This is a genomic window from Streptomyces sp. G-G2 (genome assembly GCF_030063135.1).
Classification (GTDB): domain Bacteria; phylum Actinomycetota; class Actinomycetes; order Streptomycetales; family Streptomycetaceae; genus Streptomyces.
Map to the genome: position 1 here is coordinate 1 of NZ_JASISO010000076.1, position 19,447 is coordinate 19,447.

17 protein-coding genes and 2 pseudogenes are annotated in these 19,447 nt (G+C 71.8%); 5 read left to right on the plus strand and 14 right to left on the minus strand.

Annotation, left to right across the window (positions count from 1 at the left end; translation table 11 throughout):
- The 5 genes and pseudogenes from QMF80_RS35830 to dacB all read right to left on the minus strand — a co-directional run.
- Positions 1 to 210: pseudogene (locus tag QMF80_RS35830) on the minus strand (ATP-dependent zinc metalloprotease FtsH); the annotation flags it as partial.
- A gap of 207 nt (positions 211 to 417) precedes the next feature.
- Positions 418 to 978 carry a hypoxanthine phosphoribosyltransferase gene (gene hpt / locus QMF80_RS35835; RefSeq protein ID WP_283461248.1) on the minus strand — a complete coding sequence of 187 codons (561 nt, stop codon included), beginning with the start codon at positions 976 to 978 and terminating at the stop codon, positions 418 to 420.
- Between the two features lie 77 nt (positions 979 to 1,055).
- Positions 1,056 to 2,141 (minus strand): tRNA lysidine(34) synthetase TilS, encoded by a 1,086-nt coding sequence (gene tilS / locus QMF80_RS35840; protein ID WP_283461250.1) that lies wholly within the window; start codon positions 2,139 to 2,141, stop codon positions 1,056 to 1,058.
- Positions 2,142 to 2,344: 203 nt separating this feature from the next.
- On the minus strand, positions 2,345 to 3,472 hold the full coding sequence (locus QMF80_RS35845) for an Rv3626c family coenzyme F420 biosynthesis-associated protein (RefSeq protein WP_283461252.1): 1,128 nt from the start codon (positions 3,470 to 3,472) through the stop codon (positions 2,345 to 2,347).
- 60 nt (positions 3,473 to 3,532) lie between these two features.
- Entirely contained in the window at positions 3,533 to 4,960 is a 1,428-nt protein-coding gene (dacB, locus tag QMF80_RS35850; protein ID WP_283461254.1) for a D-alanyl-D-alanine carboxypeptidase/D-alanyl-D-alanine endopeptidase, read from the minus strand.
- A gap of 161 nt (positions 4,961 to 5,121) precedes the next feature.
- On the opposite strand from dacB, the gene QMF80_RS35855 reads away from it, so the two are divergent.
- Both QMF80_RS35855 and QMF80_RS35860 read left to right on the plus strand, forming a co-directional pair.
- On the plus strand, positions 5,122 to 5,616 hold the full coding sequence (locus QMF80_RS35855; protein WP_283461303.1) for an inorganic diphosphatase: 495 nt from the start codon (positions 5,122 to 5,124) through the stop codon (positions 5,614 to 5,616).
- A 148-nt stretch (positions 5,617 to 5,764) separates the two neighbouring features.
- A complete protein-coding gene (locus QMF80_RS35860) occupies positions 5,765 to 7,417 on the plus strand; it encodes a threonine/serine exporter family protein (RefSeq protein ID WP_283461255.1) in 1,653 nt (550 codons plus the stop codon).
- 57 nt (positions 7,418 to 7,474) lie between these two features.
- On the opposite strand, the pseudogene QMF80_RS35865 reads toward QMF80_RS35860, so the two are convergent.
- From QMF80_RS35865 to QMF80_RS35890, 6 genes and pseudogenes are all read right to left on the minus strand, one after another.
- Positions 7,475 to 8,146 (minus strand): annotated as a pseudogene (locus QMF80_RS35865) (DedA family protein); the annotation flags it as partial.
- A 142-nt stretch (positions 8,147 to 8,288) separates the two neighbouring features.
- Positions 8,289 to 9,047 carry a MerR family transcriptional regulator gene (locus tag QMF80_RS35870; RefSeq protein WP_283461259.1) on the minus strand — a complete coding sequence of 253 codons (759 nt, stop codon included), beginning with the start codon at positions 9,045 to 9,047 and terminating at the stop codon, positions 8,289 to 8,291.
- A gap of 102 nt (positions 9,048 to 9,149) precedes the next feature.
- Positions 9,150 to 9,872, minus strand: coding sequence for a flavodoxin family protein (locus QMF80_RS35875; protein ID WP_283461261.1), 723 nt, complete (start codon positions 9,870 to 9,872; stop codon positions 9,150 to 9,152).
- An 87-nt stretch (positions 9,873 to 9,959) separates the two neighbouring features.
- The gene (locus QMF80_RS35880) at positions 9,960 to 10,511 is read right to left on the minus strand and encodes a DinB family protein (protein ID WP_283461263.1); all 552 of its coding nucleotides are present in this window, start codon (positions 10,509 to 10,511) and stop codon (positions 9,960 to 9,962) included.
- Positions 10,512 to 10,733: 222 nt separating this feature from the next.
- Positions 10,734 to 12,191: an aldehyde dehydrogenase family protein gene (locus QMF80_RS35885; RefSeq protein ID WP_283461264.1), complete on the minus strand. Its 1,458-nt coding sequence runs from the start codon at positions 12,189 to 12,191 to the stop codon at positions 10,734 to 10,736.
- A 71-nt stretch (positions 12,192 to 12,262) separates the two neighbouring features.
- Positions 12,263 to 13,099: a Sco1979 family transcriptional regulator gene (locus QMF80_RS35890; protein ID WP_283461305.1), complete on the minus strand. Its 837-nt coding sequence runs from the start codon at positions 13,097 to 13,099 to the stop codon at positions 12,263 to 12,265.
- Positions 13,100 to 13,459: 360 nt separating this feature from the next.
- Between QMF80_RS35890 and QMF80_RS35895 the strand changes: the two genes are divergently transcribed.
- Entirely contained in the window at positions 13,460 to 13,987 is a 528-nt protein-coding gene (locus QMF80_RS35895) for an ATP-binding protein (protein ID WP_283461266.1), read from the plus strand.
- Positions 13,988 to 14,132: 145 nt separating this feature from the next.
- Here QMF80_RS35895 and QMF80_RS35900 read toward each other — a convergent pair whose 3' ends face one another.
- Together QMF80_RS35900 and QMF80_RS35905 are read right to left on the minus strand one after the other, a co-directional pair.
- Positions 14,133 to 14,369 carry a DUF397 domain-containing protein gene (locus QMF80_RS35900; RefSeq protein ID WP_283461268.1) on the minus strand — a complete coding sequence of 79 codons (237 nt, stop codon included), beginning with the start codon at positions 14,367 to 14,369 and terminating at the stop codon, positions 14,133 to 14,135.
- 101 nt (positions 14,370 to 14,470) lie between these two features.
- Positions 14,471 to 16,534: an FUSC family protein gene (locus QMF80_RS35905; RefSeq protein WP_283461296.1), complete on the minus strand. Its 2,064-nt coding sequence runs from the start codon at positions 16,532 to 16,534 to the stop codon at positions 14,471 to 14,473.
- Positions 16,535 to 16,696: 162 nt separating this feature from the next.
- On the opposite strand from QMF80_RS35905, the gene tatA reads away from it, so the two are divergent.
- Positions 16,697 to 16,864, plus strand: coding sequence for a Sec-independent protein translocase subunit TatA (tatA, locus tag QMF80_RS35910; RefSeq protein WP_502962989.1), 168 nt, complete (start codon positions 16,697 to 16,699; stop codon positions 16,862 to 16,864).
- A gap of 116 nt (positions 16,865 to 16,980) precedes the next feature.
- Here the strand turns inward: tatA and QMF80_RS35915 are convergent, their stop codons facing one another.
- On the minus strand, positions 16,981 to 18,153 hold the full coding sequence (locus QMF80_RS35915; protein WP_283461300.1) for a DUF2786 domain-containing protein: 1,173 nt from the start codon (positions 18,151 to 18,153) through the stop codon (positions 16,981 to 16,983).
- A 61-nt stretch (positions 18,154 to 18,214) separates the two neighbouring features.
- Here QMF80_RS35915 and QMF80_RS35920 point away from each other — a divergent pair, with 61 nt between their 5' ends.
- The gene (locus QMF80_RS35920; RefSeq protein WP_283461302.1) at positions 18,215 to 19,009 is read left to right on the plus strand and encodes an NAD(P)H-binding protein; all 795 of its coding nucleotides are present in this window, start codon (positions 18,215 to 18,217) and stop codon (positions 19,007 to 19,009) included.
- Positions 19,010 to 19,447 lie beyond the last annotated feature (438 nt).

Below are 19,447 nucleotides of genomic sequence, written 5' to 3' on the forward strand. Positions count from 1 at the left end.
ACTCTTCAGCTCGATCTTGATCATCTGGCTGTCACCAGTGGTGAGCTTGGCGCTCGCCACATGGTCCTGACTGATCGCCTTGATGACCTCGCTGGTCTCCACCGACTTGTAGCCGCCGCCGGAGCCGCCGACGTTCATCAACACGACCACGGCGAGGACGGCCAGCACGATCCACATGACCGGCCCACGGAAGTATCGCTTCACGTCCATCCATACGGGGCGCAGAGCACCCCGTCCCTCCTGCCCGTAGGTAAATGCTGCTGTGAGTAAAGACTGTTCTTCGGAATGTACCCCTGAATTGTCACCCGCGGCCTCGTGGGGCGGCTGACAGACCCGCCTTCGCTAGCTCAACGGCGGGAATCGCCCCCAGGTTCCCTCTCGGGAGACCCGGGAGCCGCGGCGGGGCCGACGGCTGGGTCAGCCGCCGTAGACGTGCGGGGCGAGCGTGCCCACGAAGGGGAGGTTGCGGTACTTCTCGGCGTAGTCGAGGCCGTAACCGACGACGAACTCGTTGGGGATGTCGAAACCGATCCACCGGACGTCGATCGCGACCTTCGCCGCGTCGGGCTTGCGCAGCAGCGTGCAGACCTCCAGGGAGGCAGGCTCGCGCGAGCCCAGGTTCGACAGCAGCCACGACAGCGTCAGGCCGGAGTCGATGATGTCCTCGACGATCAGGACGTGCTTGCCCTTGATGTCGGTGTCCAGGTCCTTGAGGATCCGGACCACTCCGGAGGACTGGGTCCCGGCGCCGTACGAGGACACCGCCATCCAGTCCATGGTGAGCGGGGTGGACAAGGCACGCGCCAGGTCCGCCATCACCATCACCGCGCCCTTGAGGACGCCGACGATGAGCAGGTCCTTGCCCGCGTACTCCGCGTCGATCTCCGCGGCCAGCTCAGCCAGCTTCGCGTCGATCTCTTCCTTGGTGATGAGCACCGACTGGAGGTCGTCGCCCATGTCCTTCTCGTCCACCCGCATCACTTTCGTTGTCGGCCGAAGCTCCGGGGGGTCCCCGGAGGGCTCAGCCGCCCTTGGCGAAGGCGCAGTCAGCACCATCAGCCCTGCCGGATGACCAGTCTGCCACCCTGGCGCTGGGCCTCGACCCGGCCGGGCAGGTTGATGGCACCCTGACCACGCCATCCGGTGATGAGACGGTCCACTTCCTCGATGTGCCGGGCGAAGAGCGAACCGGCGGGAGAACCGGCCGACAGCACGGCCCTGCGCAGCACCCGGCGGCGGACGGCCGGGGGCAGGGCGTAGAGCTTGGCGCACTCCAGCTGGCCGAGTTCGTCCCGTACGGCCGACTCGGCGTCGGCGGCCCAGGCGTCGAGGGCGTCGGCGTCGTCGCGGGAGAGCTGGGCGGTCCGGGCGAGGGCCTCGACCACTCCCTTGCCCAGCGCCTTCTCCAGGGCGGGCAGTCCCTCGTGGCGCAGCCGGGAGCGGGTGTAGGCGGGGTCGATGTTGTGCGGGTCGTCCCAGACGGCCAGGGACTGGACCATGCAGGCCTTGCGGGCGGTCTGCCGGTCGATGTGCAGGAAGGGGCGGCGGTAGCGCCCGGCGCGGCCGGGGCCGCCGGAGATCTCCGCCATCCCGGACAGGGAACGGATGCCGGATCCGCGGGCGAGGCCCAGCAAAACGGTTTCCGCCTGGTCGTCCCGGGTGTGGCCGAGGAGGACGGCGGCCGCGCCGAGCCGGTCGGCGGCCTCGTCGAGGGCGCCGTAGCGGGCGTCACGGGCGGCGGCCTCGGGGCCGCCGTCGCGGCCCACGCGCACGGCGATGGACTCCGCCGGGTCCAGGTGGAGCGCGGTCATCCGGCTGACCACTTCGGCCGCGCGCAGGTCGGAGCCGTCCTGGAGGCCGTGGTCGACGGTGATGCCGCCTGCCCGGATGCCGAGTTTGGGGGCCTCGAAGGCGAGGGCGGAGGCGAGCGCCATGGAGTCGGCGCCACCGGAGCAGGCGACGAGTACGAGCGGCTGCGTGCCACCCGGGCGGTCGGTGCGGGCCCTACTGTCGGCGCGGTCGGCGCGGCGGGCAGCGGGGGCGGTGCGGCGTTCGGTGGGGTCGGTCAGATCGGTGAGGACGTCGTGGAGTACGCGGCGGACCGCCAGGCGTATCGCCGCGACCGCAGGATGGGGACCCATGTCCGGTGCCCTTCGGTGGAGTTCGGATGCCACGGAGGCGTTGGGGGTGGTGGAGCGGAGGGTTGTCACTCAGAGTGCGTCGATGGTGACAGAAGCGAGCCGTTCCCCGAGCATCGCACGCCCTTCCACGGCCCACGGTCCCTCGGACGGGTGATGCTGCTTCCCCCAACGAGACAGCTTTACGCCCCCGCGTTCGCTCCGTTTCACTCCCCCTTGCGGTGGACGCGCGCCACCCAGTCCGCGGGCTTGGCGATCTCCGACTTCGTCGGCAAGGTGTTCGGGGAGGTCCAGACCCGGTTGAAGCCGTCCATTCCGACCTGGCCGACCACCGCACGGACGAAGCGTTCGCCGTCGCGGTACTGACGCATCTTGGCGTCCAGTCCCAGCAGCTTGCGCAGGGCCGCGTCGAGGCGTCCGGCGCCACTGGCCCGGCGGGTCTGGAACTTCTCCCGGATCTCGGCGACCGAGGGCACCACCTCGGGGCCGACCCCGTCCATGACGAAGTCCGCGTGGCCCTCCAGCAGGGACATCACGGCGGTGAGCCGTCCCAGCACCTCCCGCTGCTCGGGGGTCTGGACGAGTTCCACCAGCGAGCGGCCCTCTTCCCCGCGCTCACCGTCGGGCCGGGCGCCGACCAGGGACTGGGCGGCCTCGCGCAGCCGCTCCAGCACGTTCATGGGGTCCATGTCGGTGGCCCCGAGAAACGTCTGGATTTCGCCCTCCAGGTGGGCCCGCAGCCACGGGACCGCCGTGAACTGGGTACGGTGCGTCTCCTCGTGCAGGCACACCCACAGCCGGAAGTCGTGCGGGTCCACCTCCAGCTCGCGCTCGACGTGCACGATGTTGGGCGCCACCAGCAGCAGCCGCCCGCCGCCCGCGGCGGAGCCGGGCAGGTCCCGGGACACGGGCGCGAAGGTCTCGTACTGGCCGAGCACCCGCGAGGACAGGAAGCTCAGCAGCATCCCCAGCTCGACCCCGGTCACCTTGCCGCCGACCGCGCCGAGGACGGCCCCGCCGGGCGCGCTCCCGCGCCGCTCCCGCATCGTGGTCAGCAGGGGTCCCAGCAGCTCCCGGAACCCGGCCACGTTGGCCTTGACCCATCCGGCCCTGTCGACCACGAGGACCGGCGTGTCGTCGACGGCCGTCCCCTCGGGGATCATCCGCGTGAACGCGCGCACGTGCCGTTCCGAGGTCTTGGCGTGCTCGCGCAGTTCCGCCACCACGGCCCGTGCCTCGTCCCGGGTGATCTCCGGACCGGGCCGTACGAGCCGGGTCGCGGTCGTCACCGCGAGATTCCAGTCGACCATCTCCGCACCACCGATGCTCGTCATGCGTCAACGGTACGTGGACCGGCCCGTCGGCGGATCCCCCCTGCGCGCCCGGGCCAGGGCTCAGGGAGTGGTGGCGATGGCCGCCGCGAGCTTGTCCAGGGCCTTCTCGGCGGTGTCCGGAGCGGGAGTGTTCGCGGTCAGGAACGCGAAGACGAGCAACCGCCCGGACGGGTCGACGACGGCTCCGGCCAGCGAGTTCACCCCGGTGAGCGTGCCGGTCTTGGCCCGCAGCAGGCCGGCCGCCGGGGAGGCTCCGGCGTTGCGGGCGCGCAGGGTGCCGCTGAATCCGGCCACCGGCAGCCCGGTGAGGACCGGCCGCAGCTCGGGCCGGGCCGGGTCGGCGGCCTTGGCCAGCAGGGTGGTGAGCAGTCCGGCGCTGACCTTGTCGGCGCGGTTGAGCCCGCTGCCGTCGGCGAAGCGGGCGCCGCGCAGGTCGACGCCGAGGGTGGCGAGCCGCTCGGTGACGGCCTGCTCGCCCCCCTCGAAGCTGGCGGGCTGCCCGGCGGCGAGGGCGGTCTGCCGGGCGAGGGCCTCGGCGATGTCGTTGTCGCTGTTGGTCAGCATCCGCTCGACGAGGGCGCCCAGCGGGGTGGAGAGGGTGGCGGCCAGCGGCGGGGCGCCTGCCGGGGCCTTGCCGGGGGCGGGCTCGCCGGTGACCGTGATGCCGCGTTCGCGCAGCAGGTCGGCGAAGGCGCGGGCGGCGTCCTTGGCCGGGTCGTCGCTGCGGTCCGCCGGGCCGGAGAAGGACTCTCCCCCGGAGCGGCCCTCGTCGGCCATCAGGGCGCTGACGGGAGCGATGTTGTCGTTGGGGCCGATCGGGTGGCGGGCGGGCCCGCTGTAGAGCGTGGTGTCGTACCCGAGGGTCACGGTGTCGGTGTTCGCGGAGCGCAGCGCCTGGGCGGTGTCGGCGGCGAGCGCGACGAGACTGCCGCCGGGGCCCGCGGGGTTCTTCTTGCGGGCGCTGAGCGAGGGGTCGCCGCCGCCGACGAGGACGATCTTGCCGCCGGGGGCGGACACCACGGTGGTGCGGATGCGGTGCTCGGGGCCGAGGGCGGCGAGCGCGGCGGAGGCGGTGGCGATCTTGATGGTGGAGGCGGGGGTCATCGCCTCGCGCGGCGCGGACTCGAACAGCACCTGGCCGGTGGCGGCCTCGACGACCGAGGCGCCGCGGTCGGTGCCGAGCGCGCCGTCGGCCAGCAGGGGCCGCAGCGCGTCGGCGAGCGCGTCGTGGCTGCCCGCCGGGGCGGCCGGGGCGGAGCCGGGGGCGCGCAGCGGCGAGAGCACGCCGGGGGCGCTCGGAGCAGTAAGCGGAATGAGGCGTTCCCCGTGATCTCCGCCACCCGTACGGCTCCAGGAGGCGGCCATGTCCCGCTCGGCCTTACGCTGGCCGGAGTCCCACGGACCGGCAGCACTCACGGCCGCGGCCGACAGGGCCAGGCCCGCGACGGCCGAACCGGCGATGAGCTGCCATGTCTTGATCAATGGCACCTCGACCAGCCCCTTTCGCGATCACACGTATGCGTGAGGGACACTTAACCACTGAGTCTTGCCGCGAGCATGGCACCCCACCCGCCGGGGTGGGCCGGACGCGCACGCGGTTGGATCAAAGCAGTCTCGAAGCAATGCAGCTGATCATGGAGGAGCAGGACGTGGAGTTCGACGTCACCATCGAGATCCCCAAGGGTTCGCGGAACAAGTACGAAGTGGACCACGAGACCGGCCGGATCCGCCTGGACCGTCGCCTCTTCACGTCCACGAGCTACCCGGCCGACTACGGCTTCGTCGAGAACACCCTCGGCGAGGACGGCGACCCGCTGGACGCGCTCGTCATCCTCGACGAGCCGACCTTCCCCGGCTGCCTGATCAAGTGCCGCGCGATCGGCATGTTCCGGATGACCGACGAGGCGGGCGGCGACGACAAGCTGCTCTGCGTCCCGGCCTCCGACCCGCGCGTCGAGCACCTGCGCGACATCCACCACGTCTCCGAGTTCGACCGCCTGGAGATCCAGCACTTCTTCGAGGTCTACAAGGACCTGGAGCCGGGCAAGTCGGTCGAGGGCGCGAACTGGGTCGGCCGCACCGAGGCCGAGGCGGAGATCGAGAACTCGTACAAGCGCCTGGAAGCGCAGGGCGGCCAGCACTGAGCGGGTCCCGCTGATGTCCGCCCGACGGGCGGCGCCCCCGATGACCGGGGGTGCCGCCCGTCGGCGTATCCCGGGCCGCCACGGACGAAACGATTCCGCATAATTGGATCACCGGTTCGGGATCCGGCCCAGGGACACAGGAGCGCGCGTGGCAGAGGGCGAGTCAGAAGACCGGGACCGCCGTAAACCGGCGTCGGACGAGGCGCGCAGCGCCTTCATCCAGCCGTACGGCGTCGAGTCCGGCGTGATCGAGGACGACCAGCCGACCTCGGAGTTCTCGGCTCCCGTCGGAACGGCCGCCGCACCGGTGGAGCCCGAGGGCTCCGCGTTCGCGCTGCCCGCCACCTACAGCGGCAAGCACTCCCCGTCCGCCTACACCCCCGGACAGGGGTACCCGGTCTCCCGGATCGGGGACTCCCCCTGGCAGGACCGGATGCGCACCATGCTGCGCATGCCCGTCGGCGACCGGCCCGTGCCCGAGGCCGTGCAGCGCGTCAGCGAGGACTCCGGGCCCGCCGTCGGCCGCGTCCTCGACCTCACGCTGCGCATCGGCGAGCTGCTGCTCGCGGGCGGCGAGGGGGCCGAGGACGTCGAGGCCGCGATGTTCGCCGTGGCCCGCTCCTACGGGCTCGACCGCTGCGAGCCGACCGTCACCTTCACCATGCTCTCGATCACCCACCAGCCCTCGCTGGTGGACCATCCCGTCTCGGCGACCCGGACCGTGCGCCGCCGGGGCACCGACTACAACCGGCTGGCGGCCGTCTTCCGGCTCGTGGACGACATCAGCGCCCACGAGATGGAGGTCTCCCTGGAGGACGCCTACCGTCGCCTCGCCGAGATCCGCCGCAACCGCCACCCGTACCCCGGCTGGGTGCTCACGGCGGCCGCCGGGCTGCTCGCCGGGGCCGCCTCCACGCTCGTCGGCGGCGGGGTGGTGGTGTTCTTCGCGGCCGCGATCGGGGCGGTGCTCGGTGACCGGCTGGCCTGGCTGTTCGCCGCGCGCGGGCTGCCGGAGTTCTACCAGTTCGTGGTGGCCGGGATGCCGCCCGCCGCGCTCGGGGTGGCCCTCAAGCTCGCGCCGATCGACGTCCGCGCCTCGGCCGTGATCACCGGCGGCCTCTTCGCGCTGCTGCCCGGGCGGGCCCTGGTGGCGGCCGTGCAGGACGGCCTGACCGGCTACTACATCACCGCGTCCGCCCGGCTGCTGGAGGTCATGTACCTCTTCATCGGGATCATCATGGGCGTCCTGGTGGTGATCTACCTCGGCCTCCACCTGGGCGGCGCCGAACCCAATCCGGAGGAAGCCCTCCAGATCACCCAGCGGCCGGTCCTGCAGATCCTGGCCTCGATGGTGCTGGTCTTCACCTTCGCGATCCTGCTCCAGCAGGAACGGTCCACCGTGCTGATCGTGACCCTGAACGGCGGGGTCGCCTGGGCGACGTACGGCGCCCTGCACTACGCGGGCGGGATCCCGGCCGTGCCGTCCACCGCCCTCGCCGCCGGGCTGGTGGGCCTCTTCGGGCAGCTCTTCTCCCGCTACCGCTTCGCCTCCGCGCTCCCCTACACCACGGCCGCCATCGGTCCGCTGCTGCCGGGTTCGGCGACGTACTACGGGCTGCTGCTGATCGCCGAGAACCGGCCCGACGTGGGCCTCGCGTCCCTGACCAACGCCGCCGCGATCGCCTTCGCCATCGCCATCGGGGTCAACCTGGGCTCGGAGGCCTCGCGGCTGTTCATGCGGATCCCGGGCGCCGCGAGCGCCGCCAAGCGCCGGGCGGCCAAGCGCACCCGCGGATTCTGACCCGGCCGCCGCGGCGGACGGTCAGCGCTTGGCGTGACGGCCGCGCTGGCCCTGCGCGGGCGGGGGGCCGTCCTGGCCCCCGGCGCCGGGAGCGGGGGCCTCGGCGGCCTTCGCCTTCTTCTCCTTGCGGGACTTGAGCACCTCGAGGATCACCGGGATGACCGAGATCAGGACGATGCCGATGAAGATCGGCTCGACGTTGTTCTTGATGAACTCGAACTGGCCGAGCTGGTAGCCCAGGATCGTGACCCCCGCGCCCCACAGGACGCCGCCGATCACGTTGAACAGCAGGAAGGTGCGGTACTTCATCGCGGTCGCGCCCGCGACCATCGGCGCGAAGGTGCGGATGATCGGCACGAAGCGGGCGAGCACGATGGCCTTGGGGCCGTGCTTCTCCATGAAGTCGTGCGCCGAGTCGAGGTTCTCGCGCTTGAAGAGCTTCGAGTTCGGCTTGTTGAAGAGCTTCGGGCCGAAGACCTTGCCGATCATGTACCCGACCTGGTCACCGATGATCGCGGCGGCCGCGATCAGGGCGCAGACCAGCCACAGCGGCTGCTTGATGGTGCCGCTCGCGGTGAACAGGCCGGCTGTGAAGAGCAGCGAGTCGCCGGGCAGGAACGCGAAGAGGCCCGATTCCGCGAAGACGATGACCAGGATGCCGATCAGGCCGAATTGCCCGATCAGATACTCCGGAGAAATCCACTCAGGGCCTAGTGCGAGCGTGTTCACGAGTCCGGAGTCTCCTGGATCGGGGGGTTCGGGCAGGACCTGCGCCGGGCCGGAGCACATGGCGATGGTTTCAAGTATGAACGCACACGGCCCCCACCGGGTTCCAGGTTCCGGTGGGGGCCGCCGAGGTGACGGTGGCCGCCTACGCCCGGCGGACCGCGTTCGCCATGATCGCGTCGCGCAGGAAGACCGCCAGGCCCGGACGGACCGTGTCGTAGTACGCCGTGAACCGCTCGTCCGCGACGTACATCTCGCCCAGGCAGGTGTGCATCTCGTACGAGCAGGTGTAGCAGTTCCCGTCGATCCAGCCGCGGTGCTCCTCGGCCAGGTCCATGGCCCGCTCGGACTCGGCGGACGCGCCCGAGTCCATCAGAACGGCCAGCCGTTGGTTGATGTCCTCGGCCTCGGCCAGGATCCGCTTCCAGTCCTCCTTGGTGCAGGCCGCGGCCCTGCGCTGCGACTCGGCGTAGGCCTCGGTGGCGCCCCAGCGCTGCTCGGCCTCGGCCGCGTACTGGTCCGGGTCGTGGTCCCCGAAGACCTCGAACTTCTCCTCGGGGGTCAGGTTGACGCTCATCGTGCGTGCCTCCATAGCGCGCTCCACGGCGGCGGCCATCTGCTGGAGCCTGCCGATCCGCTCCGACAGCAGGGCGTGCTGCTTGCGCAGGTGCTCCCGCGGATCGGTCGTCGGATCGTCCAGCAGGACCGCCACCTCGTCGAGCGGAAAGCCCAGCTCCCGGTAGAACAGGATCCGCTGCAGCCGGTCGAGGTCGCCGTCGTCGTAGCGACGGTGCCCGGCGTGGCTGCGGCCGCTCGGGGAGAGCAGCCCGATCTCGTCGTAGTGGTGCAGGGTCCGCACCGTGACGCGTGCGAAACCGGCGACCTGTCCCACGGAGTAGCCCATCGCCTCCGCTCCTTCTCTTCTCGGGTACGCGCCTCACTGTGCTGCCTCACGTGGCGTGAGGTGCAAGCGCGTGCCCGGGAAGGAGGTGGCGCGGCGGCGCGCTCAGCGGTGCTCGGGGTTGGGGAAGTCGAAGCGGCAGCCCGCGTCCCACTCCGCGCGCTGGTTGCCGTGGGCCGGGATGCCGCCCGCCCGCTTGAGCAGGGCCGCCAGGTGCATCAGGTTCCAGGACATGAAGGCCGTGTTGCGGTTGGTGAAGTCGTTCTCGGGGCCGCCGGAACCGGGGTCGAGGTAGGAGGGGCCCGGCCCGGCCTCGCCGATCCAGCCCGCGTCGGCCTGCGGCGGGATCGTGTAGCCCAGGTGCTGGAGGCTGTAGAGGAGGTTCATGGCGCAGTGCTTGACCCCGTCCTCGTTCCCGGTGATCAGAGCGCCGCCCACCCGCCCGTAGTAGGCGTACTGGCCCTCCGCGTTCAGGACCGAGGAGCAGGCGTAGAGCCGCTCGACGACCTGCTTCATCACGGAGCTGTTGTCGCCGAGCCAGATCGGCCCCGCCAGGACCAGGATGTCGGCCGCCATGATCCGCGAATAGAGGACGGGCCAGTCGTCGCTCTCCCAGCCGTGCTCGGTCATGTCCGGCCAGACCCCGGTGGCGAGGTCGTGGTCGACGGCGCGGATCAGCTCGGTGGTCACCCCGTTCGCCTCCAGCACCGCGCGGCTCTTGTCGATCAGGCCGTCGGTGTTGCTGACCTCGGGCGAGCGTTTGAGCGTGCAGTTGACGTAGACGGCGCGCAGGTTCAGGTCGCGGTAATCGTGAGCGTTCGTCGGCACGGTCCCAGCCTGGGCGGGTACGGGCGCCCGCGCGAGCGCGGTGGTCCGTACGGGCGCCCGTACGGACCACCGCGGGGATCGGGCGGATCAGGCGGGCCAGGACCGGCCCGACTCCTGCGCGATCAGCTCGAAGGCCGTCTTGCCGTCGAGGGATTCGCGGACGACGTCCGCGTGGCCCGCGTGCCGGGCGTCCTCCTCGATCAGGTGCAGGAGCAGCCAGCGCATCGAGACCCGGCCCTCCTTGGGGAACCACGGCTGGTCCGGCAGCGGGAAGGTGTCGTCCAGGCTGGGCAGGTCCTGGACGAACTTCTCCAGCTCGCCCGACACCCCGGCCCAGAACTCCAGGACCTGGGGAACGCTCTCGTCGCCGGTCAGCCGGAAGCTGTCCGCCCAGGTCTCCTGGGTGCGCTGCTTCTCGTTCGGCTGCTGCTGGGCCATCCGCAGCCAGTTCAGCTCGGTCTCCGCCACGTGCTTGAGCAGCCCGGACAGGGAGAGTTCGCTCGCGCTGGGGCGGCTGGCGGCCTGCTCCTCGGTGAGCCCGAGGACCGTACGCCGCAGCCCGCCGCGCTGGGCCTCGATGAAGGACAGGAGCGCGCCGCGCTCGTCGCCGAACGTCTCTGCGGGAACGTGAGTGACCATGCTGACCAACCGCCTCTTGCTCATAACGCCGTACTGCGCTGACAAGAGACAATCTAGGGAGCAATGAGGTCAGTACGTGTCCTAGATCGACCCCGCGCCCGCCCCGGGTCTTCCGCGGTTCCTCAGAACGGGATCAGTCAGAACGGGCCCATCCGGAACGGATCAGCCACAACCGGATCAGCCACAACCGGATCAGCCAGCACCGGGTCAGCCAGCACCGGGTCAGAACGGGAAGTGGCTCCGGCCGTGCTGGACCGAGATCCACTTCTGCGTGGTGAAGGCCTCCACCGTCGCCTCGCCGTTCAGCCGGCCCAGGCCCGAGGCCTTCTCGCCGCCGAAGGCCGCGAGGGGCTCGTCCCCGATGGTGGAGTCGTTCACGTGGATCATGCCCGTCTCGACCCGCTGGGCGAAGCGCACGCCGCGCTCGACGTCCCGGGTGTGGACCGCGCCGCTGAGGCCGTAGGGGGTCGCGTTGGCGAGCCGTACGCCCTCCTCCTCGCCGTCGAAGACGACCAGCAGGGCCACCGGGCCGAAGATTTCCTGGCCCAGCAGCGGGGAGTCCTCGGGCAGTCCGGCCAGGACGGTGGGTTCGACCAGGTTGCCGCGCGTAGAACCCCGTACGAGCGCCTGCGCGCCGGAGGCGATCGCCCGGTCCACCAGGGCGGTGAGCGCGTCGGCCTGGAAGGAGTTGATCAGCGGGCCGATGTGGGTCTCGGGGTCGTGCGGGTCGCCGGTGTTCAGCGAGCGCACCTTCGCGGTGAACTTCTCGGTGAACTCGGCGGCGACGGAGCGGTCCACGAGGATCCGGTTCGCCGCCATGCAGACCTGGCCCTGGTAGACGAAGCGGCTGAAGACGGCCGCGTCCACCGCGTAGTCGAGGTCCGCGTCCTCCAGGACGACCAGCGCGCTGTTGCCGCTCAGTTCCAGGACGGTCCGCTTGAAGTGGCGGGCGGCGACGGCGCCGACGTGGCGGCCGACCCGGTCGGAGCCCGCGAAGGAGATGACCTTGGGCACCGGGTGGGTGAGGAGCGCGTCGCCTATCTCCGCTATGTCGGTGACCAGGACGTTCAGCAGTCCGGCCGGGAGACCCGCGTCCTCGAAGATCTTCGCGATGACCCCGCCGCCGACCACGGGCGCGTTCTGGTTCGGCTTGATCACCACGGCGTTGCCGAGCGCCAGGGCGGGCGCGACCGACTTCAGGGTGACCAGGAAGGGGAAGTTGAAGGGGCTGATGACGGCGATGACGCCGACGGGCAGCCGCTGGACCCTGTTCTCCTTGCCCGGCACCAGCGAGGGCAGGATGCGGCCCTCGGGGCGGACGGCGAGCTGGATCGCCTCGCGGATGAACTCCTTGGCGAGGTGGATCTCGTACGCGGCCTTGGGCCGGGTACCGCCCAGCTCGTCGATCATCGCCTCGATGATCTCCGGCTCGCGCTCCTCGGTGATCCGCAGGGCGCGTTCGAGTACGGCGCGTCTGGAGTAGGGGCTGGTGGCGGCCCATTCGGCCTGGGCGCGCTCGGCGGCCCGGTAGGCACGGTCGACCTGCTCGACGGTGGCCACGGTGATGGCCGCGAGCTTCTCCCCGTTGTAGGGGTTCACGTCGATGATGTCCCACGAGCCCGTGCCGGCCAGCCATTCGCCGTCGATGTACTGGTGGGCCAGGTCGCTGAATATGGACATGCCATCCCTTACTGCGAGCGCGCACCCTAGCGCTGCACCGGAGACTGATCAGTCGTCATAGTACGTGCGATTCAGGACAGTTGGAGCAGGCCTCGGAGAAGATCCCTGGTCTGGCGCGGATCCGGGCAGTCCTCCTGGAGCCGCTCCATGGCCCGGCTGTACTGCCCCACTTCCTCGTCCTTGTCCAGGTAGAGGGCGCTGGTGAGCTGTTCCAGATAGACGATGTCCTGGAGGTCGGACTCGGGGAAGCGCAGCAGCGTGAACGCGCCGCTCTCGCCCGCGTGCCCGCCGAAGGAGAAGGGCATCACCTGGAGCTGGACGTTGGGGCGCTGGGAGATCTCGATGAGGTGCTCCAACTGGCCCCGCATGACGTCCCGGTCGCCGTACGGGCGGCGCAGCGCGGCCTCGTCGAGCACCGCGTGGAAGACGGGGGCGTTCTCGGAGACCAGGACCTTCTGCCGCTCCAGGCGCAGCGCGACGCGCCGGTCGATCTCGGCGGTGCTGGCGTTGGGCATGCCCCGGCTGACGACGGCGTGAGCGTAGGACTCCGTCTGGAGCAGACCGTGGATGAACTGGACCTCATAGATACGGATGAGCGACGCGGCGCCCTCCAGACCGACGTACGTCTGGAACCACCCGGGCAGGACATCGCCGTAACTGTGCCACCAGCCCGCCGCGTTGGCCTCGCGGACCAGCCCGAGGAGCGACTCGCGCTCGGTGCCGTCCATGACTCCGTAGAGCGTGAGGAGGTCTTCGACGTCCCTGGCCTTGAAGCTCACCCTTCCCAACTCCAAGCGGCTGATCTTCGACTCGGATGCGCGGATCGAGTAGCCGGCCGCCTCACGGGTGATCCCACGGGATTCTCGGAGCCGCCTGAGCTGCGAGCCCAGGAGAATGCGGCGCACCACAGAACCGCTGGCTTCTGCGGTCACTAGTCCTGCCCTCCCCTTCGCCTTGGCTGCGCGGGGCCCCCGTACCCCAGGGGCCGCAGTCTGCCACCAAAACGCATCCGGCCGTACTCGTTCTGTAACGGAATCCCGCGTCCCGCTGAAGAAGTCCGTAAGTATGCGTAGGAAGAAATGAGTCACAACCGTCACGGGACCGGACAGGTCCGGCGCGTGCACGTGCATCTGCCCTTGCATCTGACATCCGCATTCGGAAGCATGGTCCCCGCGCACCTGCGTGCTCTTCGCGCCGGCGCGAGACCCACCCCGCAGTTCTTTCTGGCCAGGGCCACCGCCCGGCCGCGAATCCCGGGAGTGCCTCGCATGGGGACGAATGGATCGACCGTGCTAGAGCCGTTACGGCAGGGGCTGCCCCCGGTCGACCCGACGGCTGTGTCCGGGTCCGCCTCCTGCGCGCTTCCCGCCCGTTACGAAGCGGTGCGCGGCGCCCGCTCGTTCACCAGGTCGACGCTGACGCAATGGGGACTGGACGAACGGTTCGACGACGTGTCCCTCGTCGTCTCGGAACTCGTCACCAACGCGCTGCGGCACGCCCTGCCCGAGGATTCCCACGGGTCCCACGGCTCTCGCGAGGCCCACGGCGAGCAGGATCCGCCGGTACGGCTGCACTTGATGCGGTGGAGCACCCGGCTGGTGTGCGCGGTGCGCGACCCGAGCGAGGACCGCCCCGGAGGCTGTTTCTCACCGGCACGCACCGAGGAGAACTTCGACCTCGAATCCGGGCGCGGGCTGTTCCTGGTGGACTCCTACAGCGACAGCTGGGGCTGGCACCCCCTCGCGGGACGGCTCACCGGCAAGGTGGTCTGGGCGCTGTTCATGCTCCAGGACTGAGCGGTCCGCGCCGCGCGCCGCCGGGGCCCGCGACTGACCGGAACACATGACACTGGCCGGGAACGATCATTGTGATCGTTCCCGGCCAGTGCACGTGCATGGCTTGATCAACGGCCCTGTGCCTGCTGCCCGGGACCCCGTGTCCTCAGGCGATGAGATGGTCGAATTCCCCGTCCTTGACGCCCAGCAGCAGCGCCTCTATCTCGGCCGGCGTATAGACCAGCGCCGGTCCGTCCGGGTGGCGTGAGTTGCGTACCGCCACGTTGCCTCCCGGCAGCTTGGCGAACTCCACGCAGGAGCCTTGCGAGTTGCTGTGCCTGCTCTTCTGCCACATCACCCCGACGAGCGCCGCGGCCGCCATCCCGTTGTACGCGTGGTCCACAGGAAGCCCCCGATAGTGCAGATGTCAACTGCACCGGATCATAGCTGTGTTCATTAACAGCTGCATGGGCAGATGCACGTGCACGGGGCGTGGTCCTTTGATCACAGCGGGGCGGCCGGTTTTCCGCCGAGCGCCACCGAGACCTCGTCCAGGGACTCCAGCAGCAGCTCAGCGGCATTGCGCAGCACCCCCGGCCCGGGCCCCTCCGGACCCGCGAGCACCACGCGCACCGGCTCCCACTCCGGGACCCGGCGCTCCCGCACCGCCCGCGCCCCCTCCTCAGTGGCCGAACGCAGCGCCTCGGCGAGGGCCGCCGCGCCCGGTACGGGGGCCCGGCCGCGGTCGGGCAGGTGCGCCTCCAGGAGCATCGCGCGCCGCCCCAGCGCCGCCAGCGCCTCCCCCGCGTCATCGGCGGCGGAGCGGGAGATGCCGCGGTGCCGGACGGGCTCGCCGGACGCCCGGGCGACCGCGTCGTGCCAGGCGATCCGGGCGTCCCGGGCGGCCAGCACCGCCCCGCGCACATCGGCCCGTCGGGCACCCGCCGGATCGGCGTACTGCCCGAGCACGGCGGCCGCGTACCGCCCGCTGGCCGCGACCCAGTCGGCGAGGCGGGTGCGCAGCCGCGGGGTCTCCCAGGCCGGGTAGAGCGCATAGGCGGCCATCGCGAGGAGTCCGCCGACGAGGGTGAGGGCGACCCGGTCGGGCACGGTCTGGTCCCAGCGCACCCCGCCCATGCCCAGCAGGAACACCACGTACGCCGATACGAAGATCTGGGAGACGGCGTACCCGGTGCGCATCAGGACGTACATCAGGCAGGCGCTGACCACCGCGAGCAGCCCCGACAGGTACATGCCGGGGTGGGCGAGCCGGACGATGCCCGTGGCCACCGCGACCCCGACCAGGGTGCCGCCGAAGCGGGCGACGGCCCGCGAGTAGGTCTGGCTGAAGTCGGGCCGCATCACCATGACCGCGGTCATCGGGGCCCAGTAGGCGTGCCCGAAGGGCAGCACGTAGCCGATCAGGTAGCCCGCGGAGGCGACCGCGGTGACGCGCAGCGCGTGGCGCAGGACGGGCGACCCGGGGCGCAGTTCGGCCCGTACCGCCTTCGCGACCAGCGGCACCAGCCCGGGCAGGGTGGGCCGCAGCATCGATTCGGCGGGGTCCGCGGTCCGCCCGGAACCGGGCGCGGCGGTCTCCAGTACGTCCGCCAGCAGGGCCGACAGCCTGCGCGCGGCCCGCAGCGCCGCCCCCTGGAGCAGATCGGGGGTGTCCGGTGAGTTGAGCACCGCCAGGGCGGGCGACGGCGGCCGTACGGGCTCCCCGTGCCGGATCGCGCGCGCGGCCGCGTCGAGTACGGACCCGGCCGCGGCGAGCAGCTCCCGCGCCCGGTCCCGGGCGGCGCCCTCGGCCGGCGCCCCCACGGCGGGGTCGGCGAGCGAGGCCAGCACCGGCCGGATCCGCTCCGCGAGCCCCCGCGCCCCGTGCAGTTCGGCCGGCCTGCTGCGGGCCTGGCGGCGGGTGACGATGGCGGCGGCCCGGGCCGTCATCAGCGGCGCGGGGTCGAAGGGCGCGACCGGGTCGTGGCGCAGCCTGCGGGCGTAGTCGGCCTCGGCGGCGAGCGCGTCGGCGAGGGCGTCGCGCTGCGCGCCCCAGCGGCGGACCGGGAACAGCGCGATCAGCAGCGCCTGCACCACCCCGCCCGCGGCGATCATCGCGGCGTGCCCGGCGGCCTGCGCCACGGACGTGGGCAGGGTGACGGTCACCAGCATGATCGCCACGTTGCCGGAGGCGATCACCCCGGCGGTCGGCCCGGCGGCCCAGAGCATCCCGGTCGCGAAGGTCCACAGGGCGAGCAGCCCGAGGAAGGCGAGGGTGGCGGAGGAGCCCACGAGATAGCCGACGAAGGTGCTGACGGCCAGGGTGAGTCCGGAGGCGAGGGCGAGCACGGGGCGCGGGCGCCAACTGCGCTGGAAGGAGGCGATGGCCGCCATGAAGGCGCCGAAGGCGGAACTCGCGGCCGAGCCGGGCCCCAGGAAGGCCAGCCCGAAACCGATGACGAGGGCGAGCCCGACGCCCGCGCGCAGCGCGATGAGGGGCTCCAGCCGGGTTCGTTCGACCGTCAGACCGGACCGGGCGGTGTCCTTCAGCGCCCGGAGCCAGCCCATGGAGCGAGCGTAGCGGCTTTCAGGGTTTCTTCAGATTTGTCCAGGCGTGTTCGGGGCGCTTCCATGAGGCGGTCCAGTGCCGTTCACTGCCGTTGGACGCCGGTCACGGTCCGCGAGATCCGACAGATCCGAGAGATGGGTACGCACATGCTCAGAAACGCCATGGAACCCTGGCACCTGGTCGTCCTGCTGGTCGTCTGCCTCCTGGTGTTCGGCTCGAAGAAGCTCCCCGACATGGCCCGCTCGCTGGGCAAGTCCGCCCGCATCCTGAAGAGCGAGGCCAAGGCGATGCGCGCGGAGGAGCCGGACCCCGGGACCAGCCCGCACTGAGGACGGTGGGCGGGGCGGCGCGGCGGCGGCCGGGCGGCGGGCCGGGTCGGCGGGGCGGTCTGCGGTCGGCCGGGCCGAGTCGGCGGGCCGGGGTCTGGCGGGGCCTTCCCCCGCGGCTACTTCCGCAGGGCCTGGCGGTCCGCCGCCGCCGCCGACCCCATCCGCGCCCGGTCGGCCGCCGCGGTCCCGTCGGTCCAGCCCGCCAGGTCCGTGGCCCCGCGCAGCCGGGTCGTGGTGGTCTTCGGGAACATCTCCTCGGCCCGGGCGCCGACGGCCACGTCCCGGGCCACCAGAGCGGGCAGGTAGTCGGGCGTCCCGGTCGCCGCGTGCTCGGCGGTCTCGGCCAGCCGCTGGCCCAGCCGGCTCGCGTAGGCCAGCAGGAACGACTGCCGGAACGTCTTGGTCCGCTTGCGCCCGCCCGCCCGCTGCCCCGCCTCGGCCCGCGTCATCGCCGCCGTCCCCTGCACGAGCAGCGACGTATAGAGGAGCTCCACCGACTCCAGGTCCCCCTCGAACCCCACCACCGTGGAGAACTCGAAGGCGGCGTTCCACACCGCCTGGCACCGGTTGGCCCGCGCCACCGCGTCCAGCAGCACCGCCTTGGCCTCCTCGTACGGCGGCTCCACCCCGATCCGGCAGGCCCCCGGCAGCTGCCCGGACCCGCCGCCGCGCACGGCCAGCAGCGCCTCGTCCACGGTGTGCCGGGCCATCAGCTCCTGCGCCTTCGCGCTGAGCGCCTCCGCCTCCTCGGGGAAGGTGGTGGCCTCGGCCTTCGCCAGCAGCGCCCGGATCCGCCCGAGCATCCGCGGCTCCAGGTGCCCGGCCGCCTCCAGCTCCCCCGCAGGATCCCCCGGCAGCGGACCGACCGGCTCTATGGACGGCAGCCGCACCAGCACCCGCAGCACTTCCAGGACCGCGGTCGCCAGCGAGAACCGGTCGCTCTTCTCCCGCGCGACCAGCCCGTCGGCGTACCGGTCGTCGTCCCCCCACCAGGCCTCGTCCGCGCCCCACCCCGCGGGCAGCCGCGCGTACCGCCGCGCCTCCCCGGCGATCAGGTCCGCGGCCAGCCGCACGTGCCGCTCGTCCAGGTCCCGCCGCACCAGCCGCAGCACATCGGCGGGCCGCCAGCCGCGCTCCCAGGCCTGCCGTACGAACGCCTCGCCGCGCCCCAGCAGTTCCCGCCCCACCTCGCCCCACGCGGCGGCGAGCAGCGAGGCACCGGTGTCGAGCCCGGTGTCGTCCCGGGCGTACAGAGCGGCGGCGAAGGCATTGTCGACAACATGTTTCACACCAACAGCTTGGCACGGCCCCTGCGAGTGCCCCCGAACCCGTCCGTTCGTTGACCCGGGCATGCTGTTAATCACCGGCGCCTCGGGCGCCCTGGGCTCTCTCGTCGCCCAGAAGCTCGCGCACCACCCGCACGCCAGGACCGGCTCCCGGACCCCGGCCCCCGGTCAGGTCGCGGTGGACTTCGACGCCCCGCACACCCTGGACTTCCAGGGCGTCGACACCCTCCTCCTCATCTCGGCGGGCTACGGCGAGGACGACACGGTCATCGCCCGCCACGAGGCGGCGATCACCGCGGCCGAGCGCTCGGGCGTCCGCCACGTCATCTACACCAGCCTCACCGCCGAGGGCGACCACCTCCCGTACGCCCTCGCCCACCGCTGGACCGAACGCCGCCTGCGCGACTCCCCCGTCGCCTCGACCGTCCTGCGCAACGGCCTGTACGCCGAACTCCTGGCCGCCCTCGCCGCCCCCGGCCCCGACGGCCGCGTCACCGCCCCCCTCGGCACCGGCCGGGTCGCCGCCGTGGCCCGGGAGGACCTCGCCGACGTGGCCGTACGGGTGGCCCTCGAACCCGACGCGCACGCCGGCCGGACGTACGAACTGGTCGGCGAGCACGCCCTCGGCGGCGCCGACCTGGCCGAAGCGGTCGGCGCGACCTACGCCCCGACCTCCCTGGCCGCCACCCGCACCGCCCTCTCCGGCCCCGGCTCGGTCCCCTTCCAGGTCCCGATGCTGATGGGCACGTACTCGGCGATCGCGGCAGGCTTCCTCGCCACCCCGGACCAGGGCCCCCTGCGCACCCTCCTCCCCCACCCCCCACGCAACGCCCTGACCACCTACGCCACCGCAACCTGACCCCGCCCCCCATCCCAACCGAACCGACCAGCCCGGGACGGCAGCCGAGCGCCCCGGCACACCCCACGGAGCAGACCGGCCAGACGGACGACCGGGTCAGACCCCACCGGACAGACGGGCCAGACGGTCGGACCCGACCGGGCAGACGGCAGATGGCAGCGGCCAACCGCCAGCAGCAAACCGCCAACGGCCAGCCGCAAACAGCCGGCAGTCGGCAGTCGTCAGTCGGCAGTCGTCAGCCGGCACACACTCCCAGCCCGGGGAACACCATCCGGGCCAGGAACACCGGGCTGGGGTCCTCCGACGCGCGGGCGGGGGCGGTGGGGCGGGTGGCGGAGCGTGGACCCTCCGGGGTGTCCCCGCAGGCCGAGCGAAACCAGCTCGCTCCATCGCTCCGACCCGCGAAGGTTTCGCGAGCCGAGGAGTCACCCCGGAGGG

What these genes read in the sequence shown, in the direction of transcription:
- QMF80_RS35885 (WP_283461264.1), bottom strand. Translation starts at nt 12,191, where the DNA reads ATGTCCATATTCAGCGACCTGGCCCACCAGTACATCGACGGCGAATGG.
- QMF80_RS35920 (WP_283461302.1), top strand. Translation starts at nt 18,215, where the DNA reads ATGCTGTTAATCACCGGCGCCTCGGGCGCCCTGGGCTCTCTCGTCGCC.
- tilS (WP_283461250.1), bottom strand. Translation starts at nt 2,141, where the DNA reads ATGGGTCCCCATCCTGCGGTCGCGGCGATACGCCTGGCGGTCCGCCGC.
- hpt (WP_283461248.1), bottom strand. Translation starts at nt 978, where the DNA reads ATGCGGGTGGACGAGAAGGACATGGGCGACGACCTCCAGTCGGTGCTC.
- QMF80_RS35905 (WP_283461296.1), bottom strand. Translation starts at nt 16,534, where the DNA reads ATGGGCTGGCTCCGGGCGCTGAAGGACACCGCCCGGTCCGGTCTGACG.
- tatA (WP_502962989.1), top strand. Translation starts at nt 16,697, where the DNA reads ATGGAACCCTGGCACCTGGTCGTCCTGCTGGTCGTCTGCCTCCTGGTG.
- QMF80_RS35845 (WP_283461252.1), bottom strand. Translation starts at nt 3,472, where the DNA reads ATGACGAGCATCGGTGGTGCGGAGATGGTCGACTGGAATCTCGCGGTG.
- QMF80_RS35880 (WP_283461263.1), bottom strand. Translation starts at nt 10,511, where the DNA reads ATGGTCACTCACGTTCCCGCAGAGACGTTCGGCGACGAGCGCGGCGCG.
- QMF80_RS35895 (WP_283461266.1), top strand. Translation starts at nt 13,460, where the DNA reads ATGGGGACGAATGGATCGACCGTGCTAGAGCCGTTACGGCAGGGGCTG.
- QMF80_RS35870 (WP_283461259.1), bottom strand. Translation starts at nt 9,047, where the DNA reads ATGGGCTACTCCGTGGGACAGGTCGCCGGTTTCGCACGCGTCACGGTG.